This is a genomic window from Pseudomonas sp. DWP3-1-2, assembly GCF_049896285.1.
Classification (GTDB): domain Bacteria; phylum Pseudomonadota; class Gammaproteobacteria; order Pseudomonadales; family Pseudomonadaceae; genus Aquipseudomonas.
On the sequence record NZ_JAFCTZ010000018.1, the window covers coordinates 13,030 to 36,141 of the forward strand.

Here is a 23,112-nt window from a genome sequence, read left to right on the forward strand (position 1 = left end):
TTCAAAATGACTTTGGCAGACACTTACGGCGCTTCAACTTATCACGAATAGCCAGCAGCGTCGCACGCATACGCTTTTTGACAGTCAGTCGCAGCACTTGAAAGTCGCCACGTCTGCTGACACTGCAACAGTGGGTGAAGCCCAGAAAGTCGAATGTTTCCGGCTTACCTAAACCTCGCTTCCTGCGATTTATCGCAGCAAAACGACCGAACTCAATCAGCCGTGTCTTCGAAGCATTAAGCGATAAACCGAACCTGGCCAGTCGTTCTCGAAATTGCTGCAAGAATTGCTGGGCCTGCGATTTCAACCTGAAACCCACAACACTGTCGTCCGCGTAGCGCACAACGATGACATCGCCACGGGCGTGGCGCTCGCGCCACTGCCTTGCCCATAGATCCAGCACGTAGTGGAGATAGATATTCGCCAGTAACGGAGATATCACTGCGCCTTGGGGAGTCCCCTTGGCCGCAGCCACCCTACGGCCTTCCTCCATTATTCCCGCCTGAAGCCATTTGCAGATAAGTCCGAGCAGGCGCCGATCTGCAATTCGGTGTCCCAGAAACATCAGCATCATCTTGTCCTCCAAAGAGGCAATGCCCAACGGGCGCTGCCTGCCATCGGCTTTGGGAATGTACACCCGCCGCGATGGCGTTGCCCGATAGGCTCCACTGTTGAGCCTTGCGTGCAAATCGGTCACCCGCCGGAGTAGACCTTCTTCGTACTCTCGCCACGACATGCCGTCCACGCCCACAGCTGCATCCCGGCGCAGGGAATAAAAGCTCTGCGCCAGTAATTGCGGTGTAACGTGGTGCAGCAATGCCGTGAACTGCATGCCCTTATTCCTTTGAGCTGCTTCACGTACACCTTCAAGCCACATCGACGCGCAACTGATCCGGCTCTGTGTCCGGGGCGCGGGGAAGTGTCGGTGTTTCCCTTCAACGCTTCACCCTGCTCCTCACTGTGCAGCATGCATGACTCGGGGTCTGGTTGATTCGCCATTTCTTACCAGTATCGAACTTTCATCGACTATCCTCTGCCAGCTTTAACTGGCGCACTAACCGTCCGGGCAACACACCTTCCTGACACCGTCGCTTGAGGCGATGGTGTCCACCTAAATTAAGTGGACACCAGTTTTAGCCTTTTTAAGCGGACGCCCATGCCACAAGAACGTTAGCGTTCACCCCCTACTTCACCAACGTCAACTCACCATCGCGATACAGCACCTCACACCCTAACCACGCCACATCTACTTGAGGCAGTATCGCTGAAGGTTTGCGCAACTCGCGCAACAACGTCGAGCCGTGGGACAAGCGCCCGCCCATCCGCGCAATCACCGCCCGCGCCGCTTGGTAGTGTGCATGTTGCCCCGGATCGAGGGTGTCTTCGAGTAAAATGTCGTCGCCCAGAACCCCTTGCACCTGCCCCGGATAAATCATGAAACCGGTGGCTTGTTCGGTGCCTTCGCGACCGTCCTGCCAGAAGCTGCCGTCGCGGCTGCGAATGTCTGGATGAGGCGCAAACCAATGCGCTCGATCCGCCATCGGCATGGCGTGGTGCAGGCGAAAAAAGATCCGCATCAGGTTGTCGCGATACCATTCGCGCACTTGCAGGTAGTAACCACGCAGGCCCGGCAAGCCGGTCGAATGGGCTAAGCGGATAAACCCCGGCCATTGGGGGAAGGCCTGTAATGGCAGATCCGTTGGGGCCGGGCGCGGCGTGGCCGGATCGGTTTCCCATGGCAGTCGATGCGGGCTGTTTTCAAGATCGTCATAAGCCGTCGGCGGCCGGCCCAGCAGGTCGCCGCCGCTGCTGGCCAGTGAGGTGGCGATGCACAAGTTGCCTTGCACCACGAACACATAAAACCGGGTGAACCAGTCGGCCAGTTGTTGGCCGTCAGCGCCTTGGGCGATCAGCTCGGACAGTTCTTCGTCGAAACGGCGCAAGCGCTTTTCTAACGTCAGCAAATGCCCGCGCGCGATACGCTGCATACGCAGGAACAACGGCAACGAGCGCAGCATTCGCAGCGGTCGCCAAGGCAGATGCGGGGTCGCGCCGCCGACTTCACCGGCGTAGCTGCTGGCAGAGATCCCCCAGTCGGCCAATCGGGCGAGAAACAGATCATTGTTGATGTACGACGCGCCGCCAAACACAGCGGTGAACGGCTCGTTATCCTGCAACACCCGCGAATCCCAACGCGCCATGATCGCCGGAATACTCGCCGCCGCACGTCGCTGGGCGTACTCCACGAAAACGCTCGGTTGTGGTGGCAGGATTTCGGCGATGTTGGCGGCCGTCAGGTGACGACGCCAACCGTAGTCGCTGATCGGCCGGTATTGCAACAGCCACAGCTTCGTACCGTCCCAGGCCCATTCAACGTCGCCAGGCACGTAGTGAAAGACCCGCAAAACGTCTTGTAGAAAGCGCCACAACAGGTCAGCGGTCAAGCCGAGTGAAGGCTTGAAGGTGTCGCTGCTCCAGGAGGCGCCGAGGCGGGAAATGATTGCGCGCTCGGGACTCACCTGACCATCGGCCAGTGACTCAAGATGCCCTTCCACCCATTCCAGTTCCACCGACAGGTGACGCACGAAAGCGATGCCGGACAGCTGCGGTGTGATGAAACGCTGCACCACCACTTCTTCAACACCCGCGGCGCTCAATTCGGTAATACGAGCCGGCACGTTCGAAGTCGATTCGCGCAGGAACGTAGTGCTCAAACCCGCATTCGCCGCATCGGCCTGATCCTCGCCGTAACTGGAGGAACGCACCGCCCACGTGGCGCCCGGTTGGCTGGCGAGGAACGCCGGCAAGCGTGAATCATCGCAGTCATTGAGTGACAGCGCTGGCGGCACCGCTTGCCCGGCCAACTCGGCCAGACGCAACCGACCACCCTTGGTGTGAGCGACGAATCCGCACTCACCCGACTCCAGCCACTCAGCGAACTCGGCCGGCGAGTCGATCCATGGGTAATGCCCCCAACCGGTTTTCAGGCTGATAGTCAGATCAGCGCGAGCCAGAATCGCCGACCAAGCGGCAGCCTGCTCGATGCCCAGCACATTGTCCTGATCGCCCCAGACCAACTCGACCGGATCGGTGATCCACTCCAGCAACGGCAACGCGGTGTCCGCCCGCACCAGGTCCCAGTGCGGCACAAATGCGCGGCAGCGTGCATAGCCGGCGCCCATGCGCTGGTACTGCGCGGGCGTCCAGGTCTGGTTGGAAAACTTGTGCGCAAACAGCACGGACTTGTTCGACAGTAGCCAGTGAATGGTTTTGCGAATGGGCAGCGGCGACATCAATGCCGGCAGCCGTCGTTGCCACAAAAACGCCCCCACCGGCGCCAACAAAACACTGCGGCAAAAGTGCCCCGGCTGACGTTGTAGCGCATGCAACACCAGCAACGCATTCACCCCGACCGCCATGATCGCGCTGCCTTTGACGGTCGCCGTCACCAGGGCCTGAGCGTAGGCGGCAAGGTCTTCGCACGGGGCTTGAGGATTATTGCCGAAGCCTGGTAGTTCCAGTGGTACCACCTGATAGCGCTGAAAGTGCGGCAACGCGTCATCCCACCAATCGGCGGCACCACCGTTGCCGGCCAGCAGGTACATCAGGGGCTTGCTCATGGGTTGTCCTCAGGCTAGATCGCACAGGGCAGCGTCGAGGGTCGGGTAACGGAACGTGTAACCCGCCTCGGTCAGACGGCTGGGCACTACGCGCTGACCGTCGAAGAACAACTGCGCCATTTCGCCGGCCAGTGCGCGTACCGGCGTGGCCGGAATGTGGAACCACACCGGGCGCTTCAAGACTTTACCGACACGCTCGGCGAACACCGCCTGACTGACCGCGTCCGGCGCCACCAGGTTGTAGATGCCGCTCAGGTTGTCGTCGGCGAATGCGCGGGCGATCACTTGAATCACATCATCGCGGTGCACCCAACTCATGATCTGTTGGCCATCGCCCATCCGCCCACCAAACCCCAGGCGGAACGGAATCAGCAACGGCAACAACGCGCCGCCGGGGCCGAACACCACCCCCAGACGCAGCACCACCTGACGCACGCCGAATTCGATGGCCGGTTGCGCGGCGGCTTCCCATTTTGCGCACAACTCAGCCATGAATCCGTCACCCTTGCTGGCGCGTTCATCAAGACTTTCGCTAGCATCGCGCACGCCGTAAAAACCAATGGCCGAGGCCTGAACCCACAGCGCCGGTTTACGCCGGACGTTCTTCAGCCAGCTGATCAATGTTTCAGTGGTGTTGACCCGACTGGCGATCAGTTGCGCCTGGCGCTTGGCACTCCAGCGTGGCCCCGCCACCGGCGCACCGGCCAAATTGATCACCACGTCGAAGGTTTCGTTGTAGCCCAGTTTGCTCAGCGAACGCAGGCACCGGGCGCGGCCATCAAACAGGTACGCCGCTTTCAGCGGATCGCGAGCCAGCACGCTGACGGCGTGACCGGCGTCGAGCAATTGATTGACCAGCACTTCACCGATAAACCCGGTGCCACCGGTCACCAGCACGCGCTTATAAGCGCCGCCCGCGAACGGGTTCGACGGCTTGCCTTCGCTCTGCATGCGCAGCGCCGCCAATCCATCGCGAATGCCCGAGGCCGTCACGCCGACAGCGAACAACGTCAGCAACCAGCCGCGCCAGCCGAAATCGATCGCGCTCAGGCCCGTCGGCAGACTCGCCCACTGCGCCAGTTGCACCCCGTACAAAGCAAAAAACGCCCCGCCATTCACCGCCAACACGGTGTGCATGATCCGCTCGATGGCCGGCAGTTTGCGGCTGCGATCCTCGACCACGAAATCCCACAGAGTCAGGCCGATCTCCAGTGCGAACAGCAACGCAATCACAATCGCCCACGTGCCCTGAAACGCCAGATGCGCCATGCCCAGAAACAGAATCCCGTAGAAACACGACCGCAGCGCGTGGATCGACAACTCCAGCCGAGCGCTGTGCCGATAAGGCAACGCGACAGTGAGTTCGTGGTGATAGAGGGTATCCAGCGCCCCGAGAATGGCTTGGGCAATAAGCAGCGCGACCGCCCAATCCAGGAGAGAAAAATCAGACATGGTTGGCGTCACTCGGCGTGTTGTTTGAAGGGGCGGTGCGGCGGTCATGGCGATAGAGCCAGAACAGCGGCGGCAGCAGGGTGAGCAGCGCGAGGCTGTCGAACCACAGGTGTGACCAGACACGAGCCTGGGCGGAGACCCACATGTCTTGCGGCGCCCACAGCACGATGCCGGCGATTAACCAGCCCCAGGCCATGGGACTTCTCAGTCGATGGCCGATGCGCACGAGGGCGAGCATGTAGAGGGAGTAGCTTTGCAGCGTGGCGCCGAATAAGGCGACCCACCAGACTTGTTGGGCGCGGGCGGCGATGGGTACGGCGTCGGTTGCCCAGAAGGCTTGTTCGATGGTTTGTAGGTAACCGTCGAGTAATCCCGAATGGCCGGCCCAGGTCAGCGCGAGGCTGACTAGTAGATGCACTAGGGCCGCGGCGTACAACCAAAGCACTAGTGCAGAGCGAAGGGCGTTTGATGGGGCTGGCATACCGTTTCCTAAGTGTAAGGGCTTGCGATCGAAAACAGCCGTGCTCGCAATCAACGCGATTTTCGACTCAGATTAACTGCGACTGACGCTACCCGTGATCTCACATTAATCGGGTCGGTTCCAGCTGGGGGCGAAATGGCACCCTATACGGTCAGCTCGCAGCAGAAGGACACAAGGACTGCATGATCGGCTATTGGTTGCTGGAGTACCGCTGTGATGCGATGTTCATTCTCAAGTAATGTGGGCTCACTCTCACCTATTGTGAGCCGGAGCGGCTCGATATTCTCAGCTAATGTGGTCCCGAATCGAGCGATGTAATTGGGTCGAGCCGCCGATGTTATCGAACCGCTACACCTATCGACAATAATCCAGTCGAAAACCAGATCAGGCCGTGGGCACTTGGACGCTCGAACTGGCTGTTTGCCGGGTCGCTTCGCAGCGGCATGCGAGCGGCGGCGATCATGAGTCTGATCCAGCCGGCGCGCATGAATGGGCATGATCCGTACGCTTATCTCAAATACGTGCTGACGCGGCTGCCGACGCAGCGAGCGAGTGAGATCGACCAACTGCTGCCGCATCAGTAGGTATCTGCCTGAGTCATGCAAGGTGACTTCGGCGGACGCTTACAGATCGAAGGCTCACCTGACACCTGGGTTTTCAAAGAACGCGGCCGAAGATAATCCGCTGACCTCCAGCCTCATCGTGCGGTTGCCAGCCGCTGAAACGCGGGCTTTCTTTATGGAAAATTTACGCGACACTGCGCTCACCAGTCCCTATCTTTACCGGTTTTGCCCCAGGTGTTTTCATGTCCGGCGCAGTTCTGCGGCTCATCGGTTTCATTCTCGGCATTATCCTCATCGCGCTGGCCGTCAGCATGGTGGTGCCGCTGTTGACCCTCTGGATCTACGACCGCCGCGATGACTTTCCGGCCTTCGTCTGGTCGAGCCTGATTACCTTCGCGTGCGGTGCGCTACTGATGTTTCGGGGACGGCCCGAGAGCGTTCAACTGCAGGCGCGGGATATGTACCTGCTGACCACCGCCAGTTGGGTCATCGTGTGCGCTTTCGCCGCGCTCCCCATGGTGTTCATCAGTCAAATCAGCTACACCGACGGCTTTTTCGAAACCATGTCGGGCATCACCACCACCGGCTCGACCGTGTTGACCGGTCTGGACCGCGCCTCCCCGGGCCTGTTGATCTGGCGCTCGATGTTGCATTGGCTGGGTGGCATCGGTTTTATCGGGATGGCGGTGGCGGTCCTGCCGTTGCTCAGGGTGGGCGGCATGCGTTTGTTCCAGACCGAATCTTCGGACTGGTCAGAAAAAGTCACGCCCCGCTCCCACGTCGCCGCCAAGTACATTCTCGGACTGTATGTGGGGCTGACAACGCTATCCGTTGTCGCCTTGTGGCTCGCGGGCATGACGCTGTTCGAAGCCATCAATCACGCCATGGCGCTGATTTCCACCGGCGGCTTTTCCACGTCTGACGCATCGCTGGCCAACTGGCCGCAGCCCAGCGTGCATTGGGTTTCGGTGGTGGTCATGATCCTGGGGTCGTTGCCCTTCACCCTCTATGTCGCCGCCTCCAGGGGTAACGCGGCAGCCTTGTTCAGGGACCAGCAGGTCCGGGGGTTTCTGGTGTTTCTGATCTTGACCTGGCTGCTGGTGGGCACATGGCTGTGTCGGCACAGTGACTATGGCTGGTGGGAGGCGGTGCGCATCGTGGCGGTCAACGTGACGTCAGTGGTCACCACAACAGGGGTCGCGCTGGGGGATTACACCCTATGGGGCAGCTTTTCCGTGATGCTGTTTTTCTACCTGACGTTTGTCGGGGGATGCTCTGGATCGACGGCCGGCGGGCTCAAGATTTTCCGCTTCCAGGTGGCGCTGTCCCTGCTGACCGGTAACTTGAAGCAGTTGATTCACCCCCGGGCCGTGATCAGCAAGAAATACAACGGCCACCCGATTGATAATGAGATCGTCCGCTCCCTGCTGACCTTTTCTTTTCTGTTCACGCTGACCATCGGTGTGATCGCCCTAGCGCTGGCGTTGATGGGCCTGGACTTGATTACTGCCGTAACGGCGGCGGCCACGGCGGTATGCAACGTGGGGCCAGGATTGGGGCCGACTATCGGTCCGGCCGGCAACTTTTCCACGCTGCCAGACATGGCGAAATGGCTGCTGACCATTGGGATGTTGCTGGGACGGCTCGAAATCCTGACCGCGCTGGTGCTGGTGACGCCCGTGTTCTGGAGACATTGAGGCGGTGCGTCAGCGCGGTCTGCGCGCATTCGCTACCGCCCCGGATTCAGCACCGTCGTACGTAAAACTTGCTGTCCACCGCCATGACCGGAAAGCTGTCGGGCAATTGCGCTTTAGCCACTTCGGTAAAGCCATTCTTCTCGTAAAAACGGTGCGCCGCGAGAAACGTGTCGGTAGTGCCCAGGTAGATATCCTTTACACCCCGACTCAGGGCTTCTTCCAGCAACGTATTCAGGAGCAGCGCCGCCACACCCAGCTCGCGCCCACGAAACGGCGCGGCGACAAACATTTTGCGCAGCGCGGCCTGGCGGGCGCCAATGTCTTTGAGGCCGATGGTGCCAATGACGTGTTGGCCTTGTTTCGCAACCCAGAAGTCTCCCGTGCCGGTCTGATAAAAATCAGGGATGGACTTCAAGTCGGGTTGGTCCTGGGCGGTAATGGCGATACCGAATTCTTCGCGCTGGATAGGCACGATCACGTCAATCACACCTTGTTGATCGGCGGGTTCAAAGCGCGATACCTGGATATCAGCGGGGGCTGGGGTTTGCACGGTAGGGGTTCTCCGCGGGTTGGACGGTCGGGTTTTGACAGATGCAGCCGGACGCAGGAACCGCAGACTGCATCCGGTGACGGGGCTATCTGCACGGCGTCACGCCCCTGTGGCCCATTCCCTCAACAAATACTTCTGGATCTTGCCGGTCGATGTTTTGGGCAGCACGGCGAAAACGACATTTTTGGGCACTTTGAAGCCTGCCATATGTTCCCGACAAAACTGGATGATGTCTGCTTCGGTGACCGCGTCATGGCCCTCTTTGAGGGTGACGAAGGCGCAAGGTGTTTCGCCCCATTTTTCGTCAGGTTTGGCGACCACGGCCGCTTCGAGAATGGCGGGGTGCCGATACAGCGTGCTTTCGACTTCAATGGTCGAGATGTTCTCGCCGCCGGAAATGATGATGTCCTTGAGGCGGTCGCGGATTTCCAGATAACCGTCAGGGTGCCAGACCGCGAGGTCGCCGGAATGAAACCAGCCGCCGTCGAAGGCCTGATCGGTTGCCTTGGGGTTGCCCAGATAACCTTTCATGACGGTGTTACCGCGCATGTAGATTTCGCCAATGGTCTTGCCGTCCTTGGGCACCGGCTGATGGGTCAGCGGATCAGCGACCATGACACCTTCGAGCGTCGGATAGCGCACGCCTTGCCGGGCCTTCACCGTAGCCCGATCGTCGGCGGTCAGCTCATCCCACTCGGCCTTCCACGCACAGACGGTTACCGGACCATAGGTTTCGGTCAGGCCGTAAGCGTGAGTGATACAGATGCCCATGGCTTCCACGGAGGCGATGACTTTGGCCGGCGGTGCAGCCCCGGCGGTCATGGCGTGAACCGGGTGCTCGAAGCTGATGGTGGCCGCATCAGGCAGATTCGCCAGCCCGTTAAGCACAATGGGGGCACCGCACAGGTGGCTGACGCGATGCTCGCGGATCAACGCAATGATTTTCTGCGCGTCGACCCGGCGTAAAAACACATGGGTTCCGGCCTGGGCCGTGATGGTCCACGGGTAGCACCAGCCGTTGCAATGGAACATCGGCAAGGTCCACAAATACACCGGATGCAGGCCCATGCCCCATGCCATCTGATTGCCGATGGCATTCAGAAACGCGCCGCGATGGTGGTAGACCACGCCTTTGGGATCGCCGGTGGTGCCGGAGGTGTAGTTGAGCGAGATGGGGGCCCATTCATCCTGCGGCCATTGCCACTCGAAATCGGGATCGCCGCTGGCCAGCAGCGCTTCGTAATCCAGATCACTGAGCCGCTGGCCCTGGCCATACTCGGGATCGTCGACATCGATCAGCAGGGGCGGGTTTTCCAGCAGCGCCAGCGCGTCGCGAACCACCGCATGAAACTCGCGGTCGGCGATCAGCACCTTGGCCTGGGCGTGGGTGAGCATGAACGCAATGGTCGGGGCATCGAGACGCACATTCAGGGTATTGAGCACAGCGCCCAGCATGGGTACGGCGAAGTGCACGTCCAGCATGGCTGGAATGTTCGGCAACATCACCGCCACCGTGTCGCCCTCGCTGACACCGAGCTGGCTCAAGGCCGAAGCGAGTTGTCGACACCGGGTATAGGTCTGCGCCCAGGTGCGTCGAATCGCGCCGTGGATCACGGCCGGATAATCCGGATAGGTCGCGGCCGTGCGCTCAATGAAGCTGAGCGGGGTCAGTGCGATATGGTTGGCAGGGCCTTTATCGAGCCCGTGGTGGTAAATGGACATGGGAACACCTTGGCGAATTATTAGCTCTGAACCCTTCGCTTTTCGCGCGGGGCCGGTGATTTCAATTAACGGCTATCCCACTTTATAGCCGCCTTGAGGCGCCAGCGCTGGCTCCTTTATGTCAATTGCGCTTTCAGAACAGATGTGCCACACCAGCCTCCCAAGTTATGGCGAAAGGCTTACATCACTTGATGGCGATTGACTCTGTCCGCGCCTCGCCTACAAGCCTAGTATCAATTCCAACAACTGATGCGCCGGACGCGCACAGGATCAAGGATGATCGACCATGGCCCGGAGGGCTACCGACAGGATGTTGGAATGGTCTTGAAGAAAACCCGCCTCGGCGGGTTTTTTGTTGGTCGGCACAAAAGCTCAGTTGCCACCTGACTTACAACAAACCAGGTCCGAAAACCCGGCAATAGCTTATTCCAGCACCTTCAGATCGACCCCCAACGCCGCCGCAAACGCTTTGACCAATGGGCTGCGGGGTGCGTTATGGCGCAGGATCATGTTCAAGTCCGTACGAATATTGATCAGGTCGGGCCGCAGCGCACGCAACAGACCGTCGCGCACCAGGTGCGCCGCGAAATGATCCGGTAGAAAACCGATAAACCGTCCCGTCAGGACCAGCATCGCTACCGCCTCCACCTGAGACGCCGTGGCTGATTGGCCGTCAAAGGTGACGAAGTTGGCCTTGTCGCCGTGCAAGGCATAACGATGGTTGACCACTTCACACCCTCGCAGCACATCGACATCAATCCGGCGCTCATCCACCTCAAACAGCGGATGGCCTTTTGCGCAGTAGGCGTTCGACGTTTCCTGGTACAGCTCGAAGTAATCAAACTCCTCCCGGCGCTGATAAACCGGAACAACCCCGACCATCAGCCGCCCTTCAACGATGCCGCGTTCAATGTCATCCAGCGGCGCGGCATGCAGGCGCAGCCGGACCTTGGGCGCGTCATCGTGCAGCCTGCGCAATGCGTCAATCAGCGGCGAGTTGGGGTCCTGAAAGGTGTTGTCGATCACACCGATGTTCAAGTCACCGGTCAGCTCGTTCTGCGCAGAACTGAGCCGGTCACGAAAACTGTCCACCGAGGCAAATAAATCAATGGAGGCCTGATACACCAGCTTGCCTTCTTCGGTCAGACAGAAGCCTTCCCGACCCCGGGTGCACAGCCGCATGCCGAGACGAATTTCCAGATCGGAAATCTGTTTGCTGATGGTGGCCAGGCCGACGTTGAGTTCACTTTGCGCAGCGCTGAAACCACCCGCCTCGACCACCGTCTTGAACACTCGCAACAGTTTGAAATCCAGACCGCTGAGCGACAGCGGTGGACGGTTTCCGGGCTTGGGGGGCAAGTTTCCAGAACCGGAAAGTGGAATGTCCATAAAGCTGATTGACCTCAGATGCCTTTTTCAACAGGCTGCGAGGCACGATACGAACATAGCCGACCCTGATTGGCAACTTCACCTCAAGGACGTCAACACCGCGTGGCCACCTACTCGCTTGTTATCCGGCGCCTGATGATCTGCTCGCTGACCATTGTCGTCAGCCGCGCGATTACCAGCCCGTTGCTGACCCTGTTCCTGAGCACTCGATTGGGGCTCGATCAACAGGATGTCGGCTTGCTGATGGGGATTGCGGTGTTTCTGGCAACCCTGCTCGGGCTGTATGGCGGCTACATCATTGATCGTCTGGAAAAACGCAAACTGCTGATCGTGGCCATGTTGTCCAGCTCGATTGGCTTTGCGCTGCTGACCTTCGCCCATGACGTGTACCTGACCACACTGACACTGGTGATCACCGAAACGGCTTCGGCATTGTTCCTGATCGGTTCCAAGGCGATCATCAGTGAAAACCTGCCCATCGGCCAGCGCGCCAGGGCCTTCTCCCTGCGCTATACACTCACCAATATCGGCTACGCCACCGGCCCGATGCTGGGGGTGATCATCGCCGGGCATTGGCCCCTGGCACCCTTTTTCATCGCCAGCGCCATCGCCTTCGGCAGCCTGTTTTTGATGATTGGCATCCCGCCGACCCAGCGCAGCGACGCTATAAAACCCCAACGTTTCCTGAGCACGCTGCGCACCTTGAAAAACGACCGCACGCTGATCCTCTTCACCAGCGGCAGCCTCTTGAGCACCATCGTCCACGGGCGCTTCACGCTGTATCTGTCGCAGTTTTTGCTGGTGACCCAGGCGTCGGCAGCCGAAGCGCTCAAGATTCTTTCCGCGATGCTGGCGTGCAACGCGGTGACGGTGATCCTGTTGCAGTACCAGATCGGACGCTTTCTCAAGCGCGAGCATTTGCCCCGCTGGATCGTACTGGGCACCGCGCTGTTCGTGATCGGTCTGGTGGCGTTCAGTTTTTCCCAAAGCATGCTGGCGTGGTGCATCGCGATGTTCGTTTTCACGCTGGGTGAAATGATCATCTACCCCGCCGAATATCTGTTCGTCGACACTATCGCGCCCGAAAACCTGCGGGGCAGTTACTACGGCGCGCAAAACCTGGCGGCATTCGGCGGCGCATTGAGCCCGGTCATTTGCGGCTATCTGCTGATCCACGCGCCAGCGCCGACCATGTTCTACGTCCTGGCCGGGCTCACCGCCATCGGCGGTGCGTTGTGCTTCTGGAGCGGACGCAGCGTAGCGCTGGCGCCCGCTGTTCAGTACCTGGAAGACCCTGGCAGCGCCTGAGTCATTGCCAAGGCGCAGGCGCTCCAAACAACTGACCCTGAGCCCCCTGAATGCCCATCTCGCGAATGACGCGCAACTCGCCGTCAGTCTCCACACGTTCGGCAATCAACGGCAGGTCGATGCTGTGGGCGGCGCGCTGGAGCGCCTCGATAAACAGGCGTTTATGCACTTCTATATCCATGTTGCGGATGTAGCTGCCGTCAATCTTCAAGTAGGCCAGCCCCAGACTCGACAGATTGCCGATCATGCTGAAGCGACCGCCAAAGTGCTGCACCGCCAAGGCATAGCCCAGCTCATGAAGCCCGGTGGTCAGCACCTGCAACCCGGCCTCCCCCGCTAGGCGTCGGCCGTCGATTTCCAGCGTCAGCCGCGAGGCCAGGTGCGCCTGCCGCCGCAGCAAGTCAAAGGCTTGCGCACGGCTGACCGGGTTTTCCAGGGTCGTCACGGACACACTCAACGCCAGGGGTATGCTGCGCTGAGCCAGCAGCTCAAACGTGGATTCGAGCATCAGCAGATCCAGCCTCGACGACCAGCCAAAGCGTTCGATCCACGGCAGAAAACGACCGGCCGGTAGCAACTGCCCCTGTGGATCGCGCAAGCGGGCGAGCACCTTGTGGTGCAGTACCTGCGCCGTGTCACGTGTGTCCACCACCGGCTGGAGGAAAAGCTGAAAGTGGTGCCGGGTCAACGCTTGATCCAGCATGAGGTACCACGCGTGGTGATCGTCTTCCGGGCCGGAAGCGTCGCTGCGCGGGGCGATGCTCAAGCCAGCGTCATCGTTCGTCTGCGCCTCGACCAACGCCTGATCGGCCCGGCCAAACAAGGTTGACGGTGAGTCACCGGGTTGAAAGGGCACGACCCCAATCAATGCAACCGGCGTGACATCAGACGCACCGGTTTCTTGCAGGCTGGCAAGGCTGACTTGCAGATTCTCAACCAGCGAAAGGACGCTATCCCGAGCCATGCCCGGAGCCAGCACGGCAAATTCGCCACCTCGATTACGGGCAATGAGGTGGCGCGTTTCAGGATGAACAACGCAATGACGCGTCAGCAGTTCGCCAATCGCCAACAACAGGGCGTCGGTTCGATGGCCGCCCAAACGCTCATTCATTCCTGCCAGGTCATTGACCCGCAACAGCAGCAGATAACCCGAACACGCCTCTTCCCGATACGCCAAATGCTCCGCCAGCTGCATATCGAAATAACGCCGGTTACCCAGACCGGTCAGGCTGTCCTGCCAGGCCTCGGCGCGCAGCTGCTCGGTGCGCTGGCTGTGTTCCACAAACAACGCCTGCAGCTTGTCCACCATCTGGTTCATCGCCTGAACCACACGCCGCAGTTCAGGGGTGCCCGGCAACGCCGATTGGCTGAGAAATTCTCGACGGGCAATGGCATCGGATTGCGCCACCAGATAATCCAGCGGCCGCAATTGGCGTCGCAACAACAGACCACCCAATACGGCACTGACCAGGCCGCACGCCAATAGCCAAACCAGACTGCCCAGCGCGCTTTGCCACAGTTTCCCCACGGCAAACATCGGATGGCTGACCACTTCGACCCGCGCCGCCTGCTGCCAGCCGCGATTGATCACGGCGCTGCCATCAGCGGGTTTGAGCGCAATCAACCGGGCGAACCAGGCGGGCACGTCATTGGCATTGGGCCGGGCGCTGCGCTGCACCAGCGATTGACCGCTGGCCAGGTCGACGACGTTGATGCTCGCGTAATACCCGCTGTCGAAAATCGCTGAAACCATGAGTTGCGTCATCGCCGGGTCGTCAATGACCGGGGTGAGCGAGAGCGCCAACGCTGTCGCCGCGTCTTGCGCATGGGCATGCAACTGGGCTGTGTATTGGCTTCGCGAGCTTTCCAGGCTGATCAGGAAGCTGCCGCTGAAGGCGACAACCAAAAACAGGCAGATGGCGATCAATAACTGTTTGAACAATGACATCGGCACTCCTTGCTCCGGGCAGACTATCGTTCAGGCTCTGAAGAAAAGCCTTCGGCTCGCATTTTTTTCAGTACGTCCTGCCAACGGGAAAGCCGTTTGCTATCGCCCGCCCTTTTATTGCCGGATGCCGCCGTCAGCCAGACACCTTCGCCATTGAAGGCATACACCGGCAGCAGATCGGTACGGCGGCTGGCGGGTTCGATATCATCCATCAGACTGTCCAGAACAAGCGGCTCGGCCGCCGGACTGGCGTAATAGGTCAGCACCATGTGGGCGCGATTCAATGACAACGCCTTCACGTAGGTGATCAGCAGTTTTTCGCTGGGGATGCCCAGACGGCGCAGGCTGAAGTACTTGGCAATGGCGTAATCCTCACAGTCTCCCGCGCCCTTGATCAGCGATTCAACCGGCGTCGCCCAGTAATCGGGCTGTTGCCACAACTCGTCGTCTTCCCGATAGCGTAGATGCCGGTTGAAGAACCCATTGACCCGCTTCAACTGTTCCAGCTCGCTGAACGGCCTGCGTGCAGACAACAGATTCTGCCAGGCGTCGATGCGCTCCCGCCCTTGCCCCAGCGGGCCATATAAGCCCTCGGCGCGATGACTGATAGCGACAAAATCTCGGTCCGCATGGGCCGCACCGATCAAGCTGAGGGTAAACAGCCCGAGCGCAATACAAAGCCTGCGGCCGGGTTGGTCGAACGCCACGCATGCCGCCATGCAGTGATTCCATGTGGCTGGCCATTAGCGCTGGATGGTGCAGTTTCGCCAGGAGAAAGACAATGGCCCGTTTGGATCGCCCCGCTGTCGCAACATGGCACTGAATATGTGCGGCAAAACACCGCAACCCTTCCTTCAAACGGGTGACTTATTGATTCAGATGAACGATATGATGCACGGCAGGAAGGACTAACTGCCTGGAATGAATCTGAATGACGCAGTTTGACAACCCTCCTGGCTGACTCTAGTGTCAAATGGATCCAACCTTAAAGAAGTAGGGTGATGCGCAATCTCGATAGACAAAGCTTTCTGCGTGCGATTCTGGGAGATGAGCAACCACCCGCGCATCTGGCCAGAGCTTTAATTGAAGAAAAGCTGCGCAATGCCATCCTCGACGGTCGCCTGCCCGCCGGTTGTGCGCTGCGTCAGCAGGAGCTGGCAACGTTATTTGGCGTCAGTCGCATGCCCGTGCGCGAAGCATTGCGCCAACTGGAAGCCCAGTCGCTATTGCGCGTAGAAACCCACAAAGGGGCCGTGGTCGCACCGCTGATCAGCGAAGACGCGAAGGACGCCTATGCGTTGCGCATTCTGCTGGAGTCCGAGGCCTTGCGTCAGTCGGTACCGCTGCTGGACGAAGATGACTTCGCCCTGGCGCGCCGTTGCATTGAGCAACTGGAGGTCGAACCCGATTACAGCGAGATGGGCAAACTCAATCGCATGTTCCACATGTCACTGTACGCCAAGACTCATAACAAACGGCTGCTGGCCCTGGTGGAACGGGGCCTGAACGAGGAAGAACGCTTCCTGCGCTTCAATCTTTCGGCGATGGGCCTGGGCAAACTGTCTCAGAAAGACCACTGGAACCTCTACGAGCTTGCCCGGCAAAAGCAGGTGGAGCAAACCGTGGAAGCCTTGGTGCATCACCTCAATCGAGGCGTTAAAGCCATTACTCAATACCTCGATAGCCAGGCAGACGCGGCACCGGAAAAGACCGCCGTCAGAAAATAATCTACCACTGACATTCGTTCGCGATGAAACCCGGCGAGCGCTCTTCTGCTGCGCCCGCCCCCCTACGTAGCCGCCTTTCGGCGCATGCTTTCATTTAACACCCCCCATTCTTATCGCGTCTTTTGCTAAGCCACGGCCTTGGCGCGTCTGCGGAATCAGGCAAACTCCGCCTTGACCGAGACCGGGATAGCCCGCGCAGCCACCCCGGCCTCGGACCCATGCCTGTCAGTAGAGGGCAGGGGCGTTAATCAGACGAGAAAAGGAGCTTCTTGAACGGCGACGAAAGTACTTTTAAAGCCACTTTCGATGTTGCCCTTATAAAAACCAAACCCCTGAATTATTCATAACAACAGCACGGCTGAACGAGGCATTCGTTCATTATTTATAATTTTGACTTAATCAGTCGGAAGCAGTGCTGTCGCCCCTATAAAACTATTTCGAGAGTTTTATATGAATAAACTCACCCTGAAAAAACCACAACTAAACAAATATACAAATACTATTTGCCAGTGCCGCCAAAGTTGATCTAACTTTTATTACGTCGGACCTGGCAATGATCGTCACGTCCGCACCTTCACTGTACTGATCGGGAAGCAAGGCTTCGTGGGTGCGACAGCAAACCAGCCCAAACCGTTGATTGACGGGGCCCACATCAAAATAACGTTTCACCCCAGCCAACTACACAACGCAACACGATGTTAAGAGATGTTCGTTCGGCTTCGTCAGACTGACACCTCTTCCAACGTTAACAACACAACTTCGCACTTGCCGAGGGAACGCCATGCATTATCAAAAAGACTTGCTTGATCGCAAAAAAAACGAACTCAGCAATCACCCGATATTTGCCGAGATTGACTCGATGGCCACGCTCAGAAAGTTCATGGAAACCCATGTATTTGCCGTGTGGGACTTCATGTCGCTGACCAAACGTCTACAGCAGGAACTGACCTGCACGCGACTCCCATGGCTACCGCCGGGCGATGCCAAGGCCGCGCGGCTGATCAATGAAATCGTACTGGGGGAAGAATCGGATAATCACCTCACCGAAGGGTATTACAGCCATTTCGAACTGTATCTGGACGCCATGCGGGAAATCGGCGCCAGTACCGACCAGATCGAACGCTTCGTTCGACTGCAAAAAGACGGCATGCCGTATTCCGCCGCACTGCGCAGCGTCGGCACTGGTCAGGCGGCAGCCGAGTTCGTCTCGCAAACGCTGGCAACCGCGCTGCACGCGCCGGCACATCGTGTTGCCGCCGCCTTCATGCACGGTCGCGAAAGCGTCATACCGCAAATGTTCCAACGCATCCTCGATGCCTGGGGCATCACGACCGACCAGGCCCCCACGTTCCGCTATTACCTGCAGCGGCATATCGACGTCGACTCCGAGGATCACGGCCCGGCGGCCGAAGCGTTGCTGACCCGATTGGTCAATGGCGATGAGCAGCGCCAGGCAGAGGTGTATGAGGCCGCAATCAGCGCGGTCCAGAGCCGAATCGAGCTATGGGACAGGCTGCGCATCAGCATGCGTACACCTGTGGGCTGGCCTGTTACTGACACGCAGCCAATCCCGGCCGTCGGGCTCTGAACTCAGGAGGATGCCAACATGTATGCCGAAGACTATCTGTCGTTTGCCGATGCCTGGGAAGGTCGATCCACGATTCGTACCCGACCACGGCGCATGGTTGAAAACGATGACAAGCTCATTTATCCACTGAGTCGCCAACCCTTGGTGCTCAGCGAAACCTTCACCCGTGAATGTGCATCAATGCGTGATTACGCCCTGATCCAGAGCTTCTACAAATTCATCAACGATGTGGTGATTTTCGAGACTGAGATCGTCGACAAGACCGCACGCAGTATCGCCAAGGATCACTTCGCTATTCGCTTCCCCTTTGCTTGCCGCTATGACGCCATGACCGTGGTGGTCGATGAGGATTACCACGCGCTGGTCGCAATGGACTTCATGCAACAGACCATCGCCATGACCGGCATAGAACCTATCGCGCTGCCCGACGAAATCGAATTGAGCCGGGCGATACCCCATGCGCTGGCGCTGGCACCGGAACACTTGCGCAGCGCGATTGAACTGATTTGCGTGGCAATCGCTGAAAATACCGTTACCAACGATGTCGCGGCTTTTGCCAAGGACGACTCGGTGAAGCAGTCGATCAAGGGCCTGATGGCCGATCACCTGCTGGATGAGGGGCGGCATTCGGGTTTCTGGGCGCGTCTGGTGCGCATCTACTGGCAAGGTGCGCCCGAGCAGGACCGTGACAGCATCGCGCAGATCATGCCGGTCTTTATCACTCATTACCTGACCAACGACATCCAGAAACGCTTTGACCTGACCCTGATTGATCACCTGCAAGTGGGGGATGGGGTCAAGCAGGCACTCCGTGAAGAAACCCAAGCCGCCCGCTATCCGATCAACCGCCATCACCCGCTGATAGGCAACATCGTGCGCTTTTTCAAGAGCAGCTCAATGCTGGATTCGCCTTGCGTGCAACGAGCGTTGGCCAGCTATCTGCCCGCTGCGGGAGCGCCACAATGAGACGACTTGAGATAGTGCTTGTCGGTCACTCGCTGACCTTGAGCGAATTGAACAACGAACTCGCCACCCATGGTCATCAGGTCCAGTTGTTTGCGGACCCGATGCCTGCAACGACTCTCTTGATCCAGCACCCCAGCCTCGTGATCGACGACGGGACACTGGAACGACCCGACACCGGCGGTCATACACACCTTTCGCTGCGGGTAGGCATTGGTCAAAGCAGTGAACTCGGCCTGCCTCGCCTTGAACTGCTGTGCTGGTATGGGTCCGCCGCAGCGCAGCGTCTGATCGCGCGACAGTGGCTTGACCCGCAGAGCACCGGCAACGGGCGCATGTTGCGCGACGCAGCCGTGGCGGCGCTGGTGGACATGGCGGCGTTGCAGGTCAGTCGTTATTCTCGGGATTCGGGCTATTTCTCGTCGGTCAAGACTGCCGAGCCGCCGCAAAGCGAAATTCAGCTGGGGCTGGATGCAGTCGACCGATTCCTGTTCGAACATCGTTTCAATCAGACCGCGCAACCGCACCTGCTGAGGATGGCTGAGCGACCGCTGTTGGAGCGCCTCGAAGAAAGCTTGCAGGTTCACGCGGAACGCCCCGCCTTGACCTTCGGCGGTCAAAGCTTCTCCTACCGTGAGCTGCACGCTCTGAGCCTGGGTATCGCTCAGCAACTGTTGCCCCTGATTGCCGATCAACCCGCGGGCAAACCTGCGGTCATCGGTATTTGCCTGCCCAAATCGCCCGCGCTGTTCGCCGGGGTCCTGGCCATTCTGGGATGCGGGGCGATCTATCTGCCGCTTGATCCGGGACAGCCCTTGCAGCGTCAGCAGTACATCCTGGAAAACGCGGGCGCGACATTACTGCTGCATGACGGGCAGCATCCGTTGGCAGCGGCCGGGTTTGCGGCGCTGGACATCAGTCGCATTGAGCCACGGCAATCAGCATCCCCTCTGGTGGCGGGAATCAGGGATAGAGAGGCGCCGTGCATGGCGCTCTATACCTCCGGCACCACAGGCCATCCCAAAGGCGTCCTGCTCAGTCAAAGAAACCTTAGTCACTTCACCGCGTGGTATGCGGAATATGTCGGGTTATCTGAGCAGAGTCGGGTGCTGCAATTCTCGACCCTGAGTTTCGACTCATCGATCATCGATATTTTCCCGACCTTGCTCTGCGGAGCTGAACTGGTGGTTGCCAGTGAAGACGAGCGTCGTGACCCGCTGCAGTTGGTGGTGCTGATTCGACGGGGCATCAGCCACGCATTTCTTCCGCCGGCCTTGTTAGGCATCTTGCCGCTGGAGCAACCGCTGGGACTGGACCACCTCATGACCGGTGGCGACGTCTGCGAACCCTGGGTTATCGAACGTCTGGCCGGGCAATGCAGCTTCCACAATCTGTATGGTCCGACTGAAGCCACGGTGCTGATTACAGCGGGCCGGTTTCAGGTCGGCAGCAGCAATCGCAACCTGGGGCAACCGATTGCCAACAGCCAGGTGTTTATCCTGGATGAGCAATTGCAGCCGGTCGCAGACCAGACCCAAGGGGAGCTGTATATCGTCGGACCTGGCGTGTGCCTGGGGTATGTGAACAACCCGACGCTGACCGCTGAACGTTATGTAGGGCTCACGCTGCCCAGTGGAGAACAGCTGCGCGCTTACCGCACCGGGGACATCGCCAAGTGGACGGCGCAGGGCATCGAGCTATGTGGCCGCCGCGACAACCAGGTGAAGATTCGTGGATTTCGCGTTGAGCCGGAAGAAATCGAACACTGCCTGCGCGACAGTCGTCTGTATCGGCAAGTGGCCGTAATGATCGATGCCGGGCGAAGAATTCTGGCCTTCGTGTCGCAGCCCGAGGCGGACGGCGCGCTTCAGAAACTCAAGGCGCATGCCGAATGTCTGCTGCCCGATTACATGCGGCCGGTGGCCTACACCGAGCTGCCCAACATGCCCGCGGCCAACAACGGAAAAGTAGATCGGACGGCATTGCTGCAAATCCCGGTGAATCTGATCGACCAAGCCCCTCGCCGCCTGCCGGAGACTGCAGCGGAACAGCAGTTGCTGGATATCTGGGCAGATCTACTGGAGGTACCACCCAGCGACATCTCCACCGATGAGAGCTTTTTCAATCTGGGCGGACATTCGATATTGCTGTCGCGGATGCTGCTGAAGATTCGTGAGCAGTTCAAACGAAGCATCCCGATCAACCGCTTTATCGAAGCCCCGACTCTGATGAACCTGGCGACCCTGATCACCAGTGATGGAGCCAGGACTGACGCCATCAGCCCGCAAGCCTTGCAGGACGCCAATACTGAACTTGAAATGCCCATCCTGCCGCCTGATCGGCTCGGCGATGTACGCAAAGTGATTGTCACGGGGGCCAATGGTTTCCTCGGCGTGCATATCGTCGAGGCGTTGCTGGCGTTGGGTGTTACGGAGGTCGCCTGTCTGGTGCGCCCGGGTGGGGGCAAGACAGCCCGTGAGCGCTTCCTCGATTCGCTGCGGGAAAACCGTCTGGAACACCTTGATCTGACTCGTGTGACGGTTTACGCGGCAGACATCACCCTGCCCCGACTAGGACTGGGCAACGACGTCTATCAGCGCCTTGATCAGGATTTCGGTGCCTTGGTGCACAACGCGGCCAATGTGAACCACGTTCAGGACTACGAGTCGCTGGCTCGGGACAATGTCGCGCCCATTCTGGAATGCCTGCGGTTATGTGAAGGGCGCAGTAAAAAGGTCTTCAACTTCATCTCGACGCTGTCTGCCTCAAGTGCCATCGACGCGCAGGGCAATGTACTGGAGCAACCGGCTGCCCCGACCCCGCCGATCTATATCAAGAATGGCTACAACCTGTCGAAATGGGTCGCCGAACGCATTCTGCAGCGCGCCAGGGATCAAGGAGCCTGGGTCAATATCTATCGCCCAGGAAACATTGCCTTCAACAGCATCACAGGGGTTTGTCAGCCCCGGAAAAATCGTCTGATGCTGATGCTCAAAGGCTCCCTGCAACTTGGCCAGGTGCCCGAGCTCGCCATGAACTTTGACCTGATGCCGGTGGACTTTCTGGCGCGCTTCATAGGCTTTCACGCCGGTCGTTATCAGGCAGACCATGCGGTGTTCAACCTGCACAACCCTCAGCCGTTGAGCTGGCTTGGCTATGTTGACGCTTTTCGTGTGGCCGGACGTGAATTCGAGACAGTCAGCGTCGCCCAGTGGCAAAGCCAACTCCATCGCGTCGACAACCAAAACGCCCTGTTCGGCGTACTCGGTTTTTATCTGAACGGTTTCGAAGAAGACATCGGCGATATCTCAATGATCGAGTACGAAAACGCCCAGGCCGGTGTGTGCCGAATGGGCGAACGTTATCCCGAGAAAACGCCGTCACTGCTGCGCAAAGGCTGCGACTACTTGAAAGAAATCAATTTCATCTGACCCACCCACCCCGAGGAAAACAACATGAGTCTTATCAAAGAGCTGCAACCGGACACTGTGATCAAAAACCCTCAAGGCTGTCGCGTCGTCTCGGCAGTGGACGTGGCTGCTGATGCACAGCGCGTGTGGAACATCGTGGGCAACTTCGCAGGCTTCCCGGTCTTTATCCCGGCACTGGCGCACTGTGAAGTCACCGGAAGCGGCGTGCGTTCGGTCCGCAAGAAGTTGTTTAAGGATGGCAACGTGGTCATTGAACAACTCAACTCGCGAGATGATCAGGAGATGTACATGACCTGGTCGCTGATCTACACCAGCCTGAATATAGGTAACCTCTGGGCAGCCATGACCGTTGAGGCCCACGGTGAGGAACGTTGCGTCGCCACCTGGACCATCATCGGTGAACCCGGTGCCGACGGGTACCAGGAGCTGTCGGCGTTTCAGACGTTTCTTCAGGGGTTCGCTGACAATGCAATGAACAACGTGCGCAATTTGTTTGGCTAAGTTGCTCGTTGTGATTATTTGGCTGCCAGAAAGACAAAACCCCTGAACGCGTGAGCGATCAGGGGTTCTGGAATTGAATCTTGACGATGACCTACTCTCACATGGGGAAACCCCACACTACCATCGGCGATGCATCGTTTCACTGCTGAGTTCGGGATGGGATCAGGTGGTT

The 23,112-nt window shown here is 58.9% G+C and carries 16 protein-coding genes, 1 rRNA gene and 1 pseudogene; 8 read left to right on the forward strand and 10 right to left on the reverse strand.

The genetic code is table 11. The features are described from left to right. Position 1: 1 nt before the first annotated feature. The 4 genes from ACP7B0_RS22965 to ACP7B0_RS22980 all read right to left on the reverse strand — a co-directional run bounded on the left by ACP7B0_RS22965 (position 2) and on the right by ACP7B0_RS22980 (position 5,553). Positions 2-832 (reverse strand): reverse transcriptase domain-containing protein, encoded by an 831-nt coding sequence (locus ACP7B0_RS22965; RefSeq protein ID WP_426144027.1) that lies wholly within the window; start codon positions 830-832, stop codon positions 2-4. 352 nt (positions 833-1,184) lie between these two features. After that, positions 1,185-3,620, reverse strand: a complete 2,436-nt coding sequence (locus ACP7B0_RS22970; RefSeq protein ID WP_426144028.1) for an alpha/beta hydrolase — start codon at positions 3,618-3,620, stop codon at positions 1,185-1,187. A gap of 9 nt (positions 3,621-3,629) precedes the next feature. Next, positions 3,630-5,072, reverse strand: a complete 1,443-nt coding sequence (locus ACP7B0_RS22975) for a TIGR01777 family oxidoreductase (protein WP_426144029.1) — start codon at positions 5,070-5,072, stop codon at positions 3,630-3,632. Further along, complete coding sequence (locus ACP7B0_RS22980) at positions 5,065-5,553, reverse strand: cell division protein (RefSeq protein ID WP_426144030.1); 489 nt, start codon at positions 5,551-5,553, stop codon at positions 5,065-5,067. The genes ACP7B0_RS22975 and ACP7B0_RS22980 overlap by 8 nt, the downstream gene beginning before the upstream one ends. 347 nt (positions 5,554-5,900) lie before the next feature. Between ACP7B0_RS22980 and ACP7B0_RS22985 the strand changes: the two are divergent. Together ACP7B0_RS22985 and ACP7B0_RS22990 are read left to right on the forward strand one after the other, a co-directional pair. Beyond that, a pseudogene (locus ACP7B0_RS22985) lies at positions 5,901-6,137 on the forward strand (transposase domain-containing protein); the annotation flags it as partial. A gap of 221 nt (positions 6,138-6,358) precedes the next feature. Next, positions 6,359-7,813 (forward strand): TrkH family potassium uptake protein, encoded by a 1,455-nt coding sequence (locus tag ACP7B0_RS22990; protein ID WP_426144032.1) that lies wholly within the window; start codon positions 6,359-6,361, stop codon positions 7,811-7,813. Between the two features lie 46 nt (positions 7,814-7,859). On the opposite strand, the gene ACP7B0_RS22995 is transcribed toward ACP7B0_RS22990, so the two are convergent. The 3 genes from ACP7B0_RS22995 to ACP7B0_RS23005 all read right to left on the reverse strand — a co-directional run bounded on the left by ACP7B0_RS22995 (position 7,860) and on the right by ACP7B0_RS23005 (position 11,474). Continuing rightward, positions 7,860-8,363 (reverse strand): GNAT family N-acetyltransferase, encoded by a 504-nt coding sequence (locus tag ACP7B0_RS22995; RefSeq protein ID WP_426144033.1) that lies wholly within the window; start codon positions 8,361-8,363, stop codon positions 7,860-7,862. 99 nt (positions 8,364-8,462) lie between these two features. Next, positions 8,463-10,085, reverse strand: a complete 1,623-nt coding sequence (locus tag ACP7B0_RS23000; RefSeq protein ID WP_426144035.1) for an acyl-CoA synthetase — start codon at positions 10,083-10,085, stop codon at positions 8,463-8,465. A 423-nt stretch (positions 10,086-10,508) separates the two neighbouring features. After that, complete coding sequence (locus ACP7B0_RS23005) at positions 10,509-11,474, reverse strand: LysR family transcriptional regulator (RefSeq protein ID WP_426144036.1); 966 nt, start codon at positions 11,472-11,474, stop codon at positions 10,509-10,511. 102 nt (positions 11,475-11,576) lie between these two features. On the opposite strand from ACP7B0_RS23005, the gene ACP7B0_RS23010 reads away from it, so the two are divergent. Then, positions 11,577-12,782, forward strand: coding sequence for an MFS transporter (locus ACP7B0_RS23010; protein ID WP_426144038.1), 1,206 nt, complete (start codon positions 11,577-11,579; stop codon positions 12,780-12,782). Position 12,783: 1 nt separating this feature from the next. Here the strand turns inward: ACP7B0_RS23010 and lapD are convergent, their stop codons facing one another. Beyond that, positions 12,784-14,730, reverse strand: a complete 1,947-nt coding sequence (gene lapD, locus ACP7B0_RS23015) for a cyclic di-GMP receptor LapD (RefSeq protein WP_426144039.1) — start codon at positions 14,728-14,730, stop codon at positions 12,784-12,786. Positions 14,731-14,753: 23 nt separating this feature from the next. Continuing rightward, the gene (gene lapG, locus ACP7B0_RS23020) at positions 14,754-15,449 is read right to left on the reverse strand and encodes a cysteine protease LapG (RefSeq protein ID WP_426144040.1); all 696 of its coding nucleotides are present in this window, start codon (positions 15,447-15,449) and stop codon (positions 14,754-14,756) included. A 282-nt stretch (positions 15,450-15,731) separates the two neighbouring features. Here lapG and ACP7B0_RS23025 point away from each other — a divergent pair, with 282 nt between their 5' ends. From ACP7B0_RS23025 to ACP7B0_RS23045, 5 genes are all read left to right on the forward strand, one after another. Next, entirely contained in the window at positions 15,732-16,457 is a 726-nt protein-coding gene (locus ACP7B0_RS23025) for a GntR family transcriptional regulator (RefSeq protein WP_426144041.1), read from the forward strand. Positions 16,458-17,238: 781 nt separating this feature from the next. Beyond that, positions 17,239-18,045: a DUF3050 domain-containing protein gene (locus ACP7B0_RS23030; RefSeq protein ID WP_426144042.1), complete on the forward strand. Its 807-nt coding sequence runs from the start codon at positions 17,239-17,241 to the stop codon at positions 18,043-18,045. 18 nt (positions 18,046-18,063) lie between these two features. Further along, complete coding sequence (locus tag ACP7B0_RS23035) at positions 18,064-19,011, forward strand: diiron oxygenase (RefSeq protein ID WP_426144043.1); 948 nt, start codon at positions 18,064-18,066, stop codon at positions 19,009-19,011. Continuing rightward, positions 19,008-22,439, forward strand: a complete 3,432-nt coding sequence (locus ACP7B0_RS23040; protein ID WP_426144044.1) for a non-ribosomal peptide synthetase — start codon at positions 19,008-19,010, stop codon at positions 22,437-22,439. Before ACP7B0_RS23035 ends, ACP7B0_RS23040 begins: the two co-directional genes overlap by 4 nt. 33 nt (positions 22,440-22,472) lie before the next feature. After that, entirely contained in the window at positions 22,473-22,940 is a 468-nt protein-coding gene (locus ACP7B0_RS23045) for an SRPBCC family protein (protein WP_426144045.1), read from the forward strand. Positions 22,941-23,018: 78 nt separating this feature from the next. Here the strand turns inward: ACP7B0_RS23045 and rrf are convergent. Further along, a 5S ribosomal RNA gene (gene rrf / locus ACP7B0_RS23050) occupies positions 23,019-23,112 on the reverse strand; the annotation flags it as partial.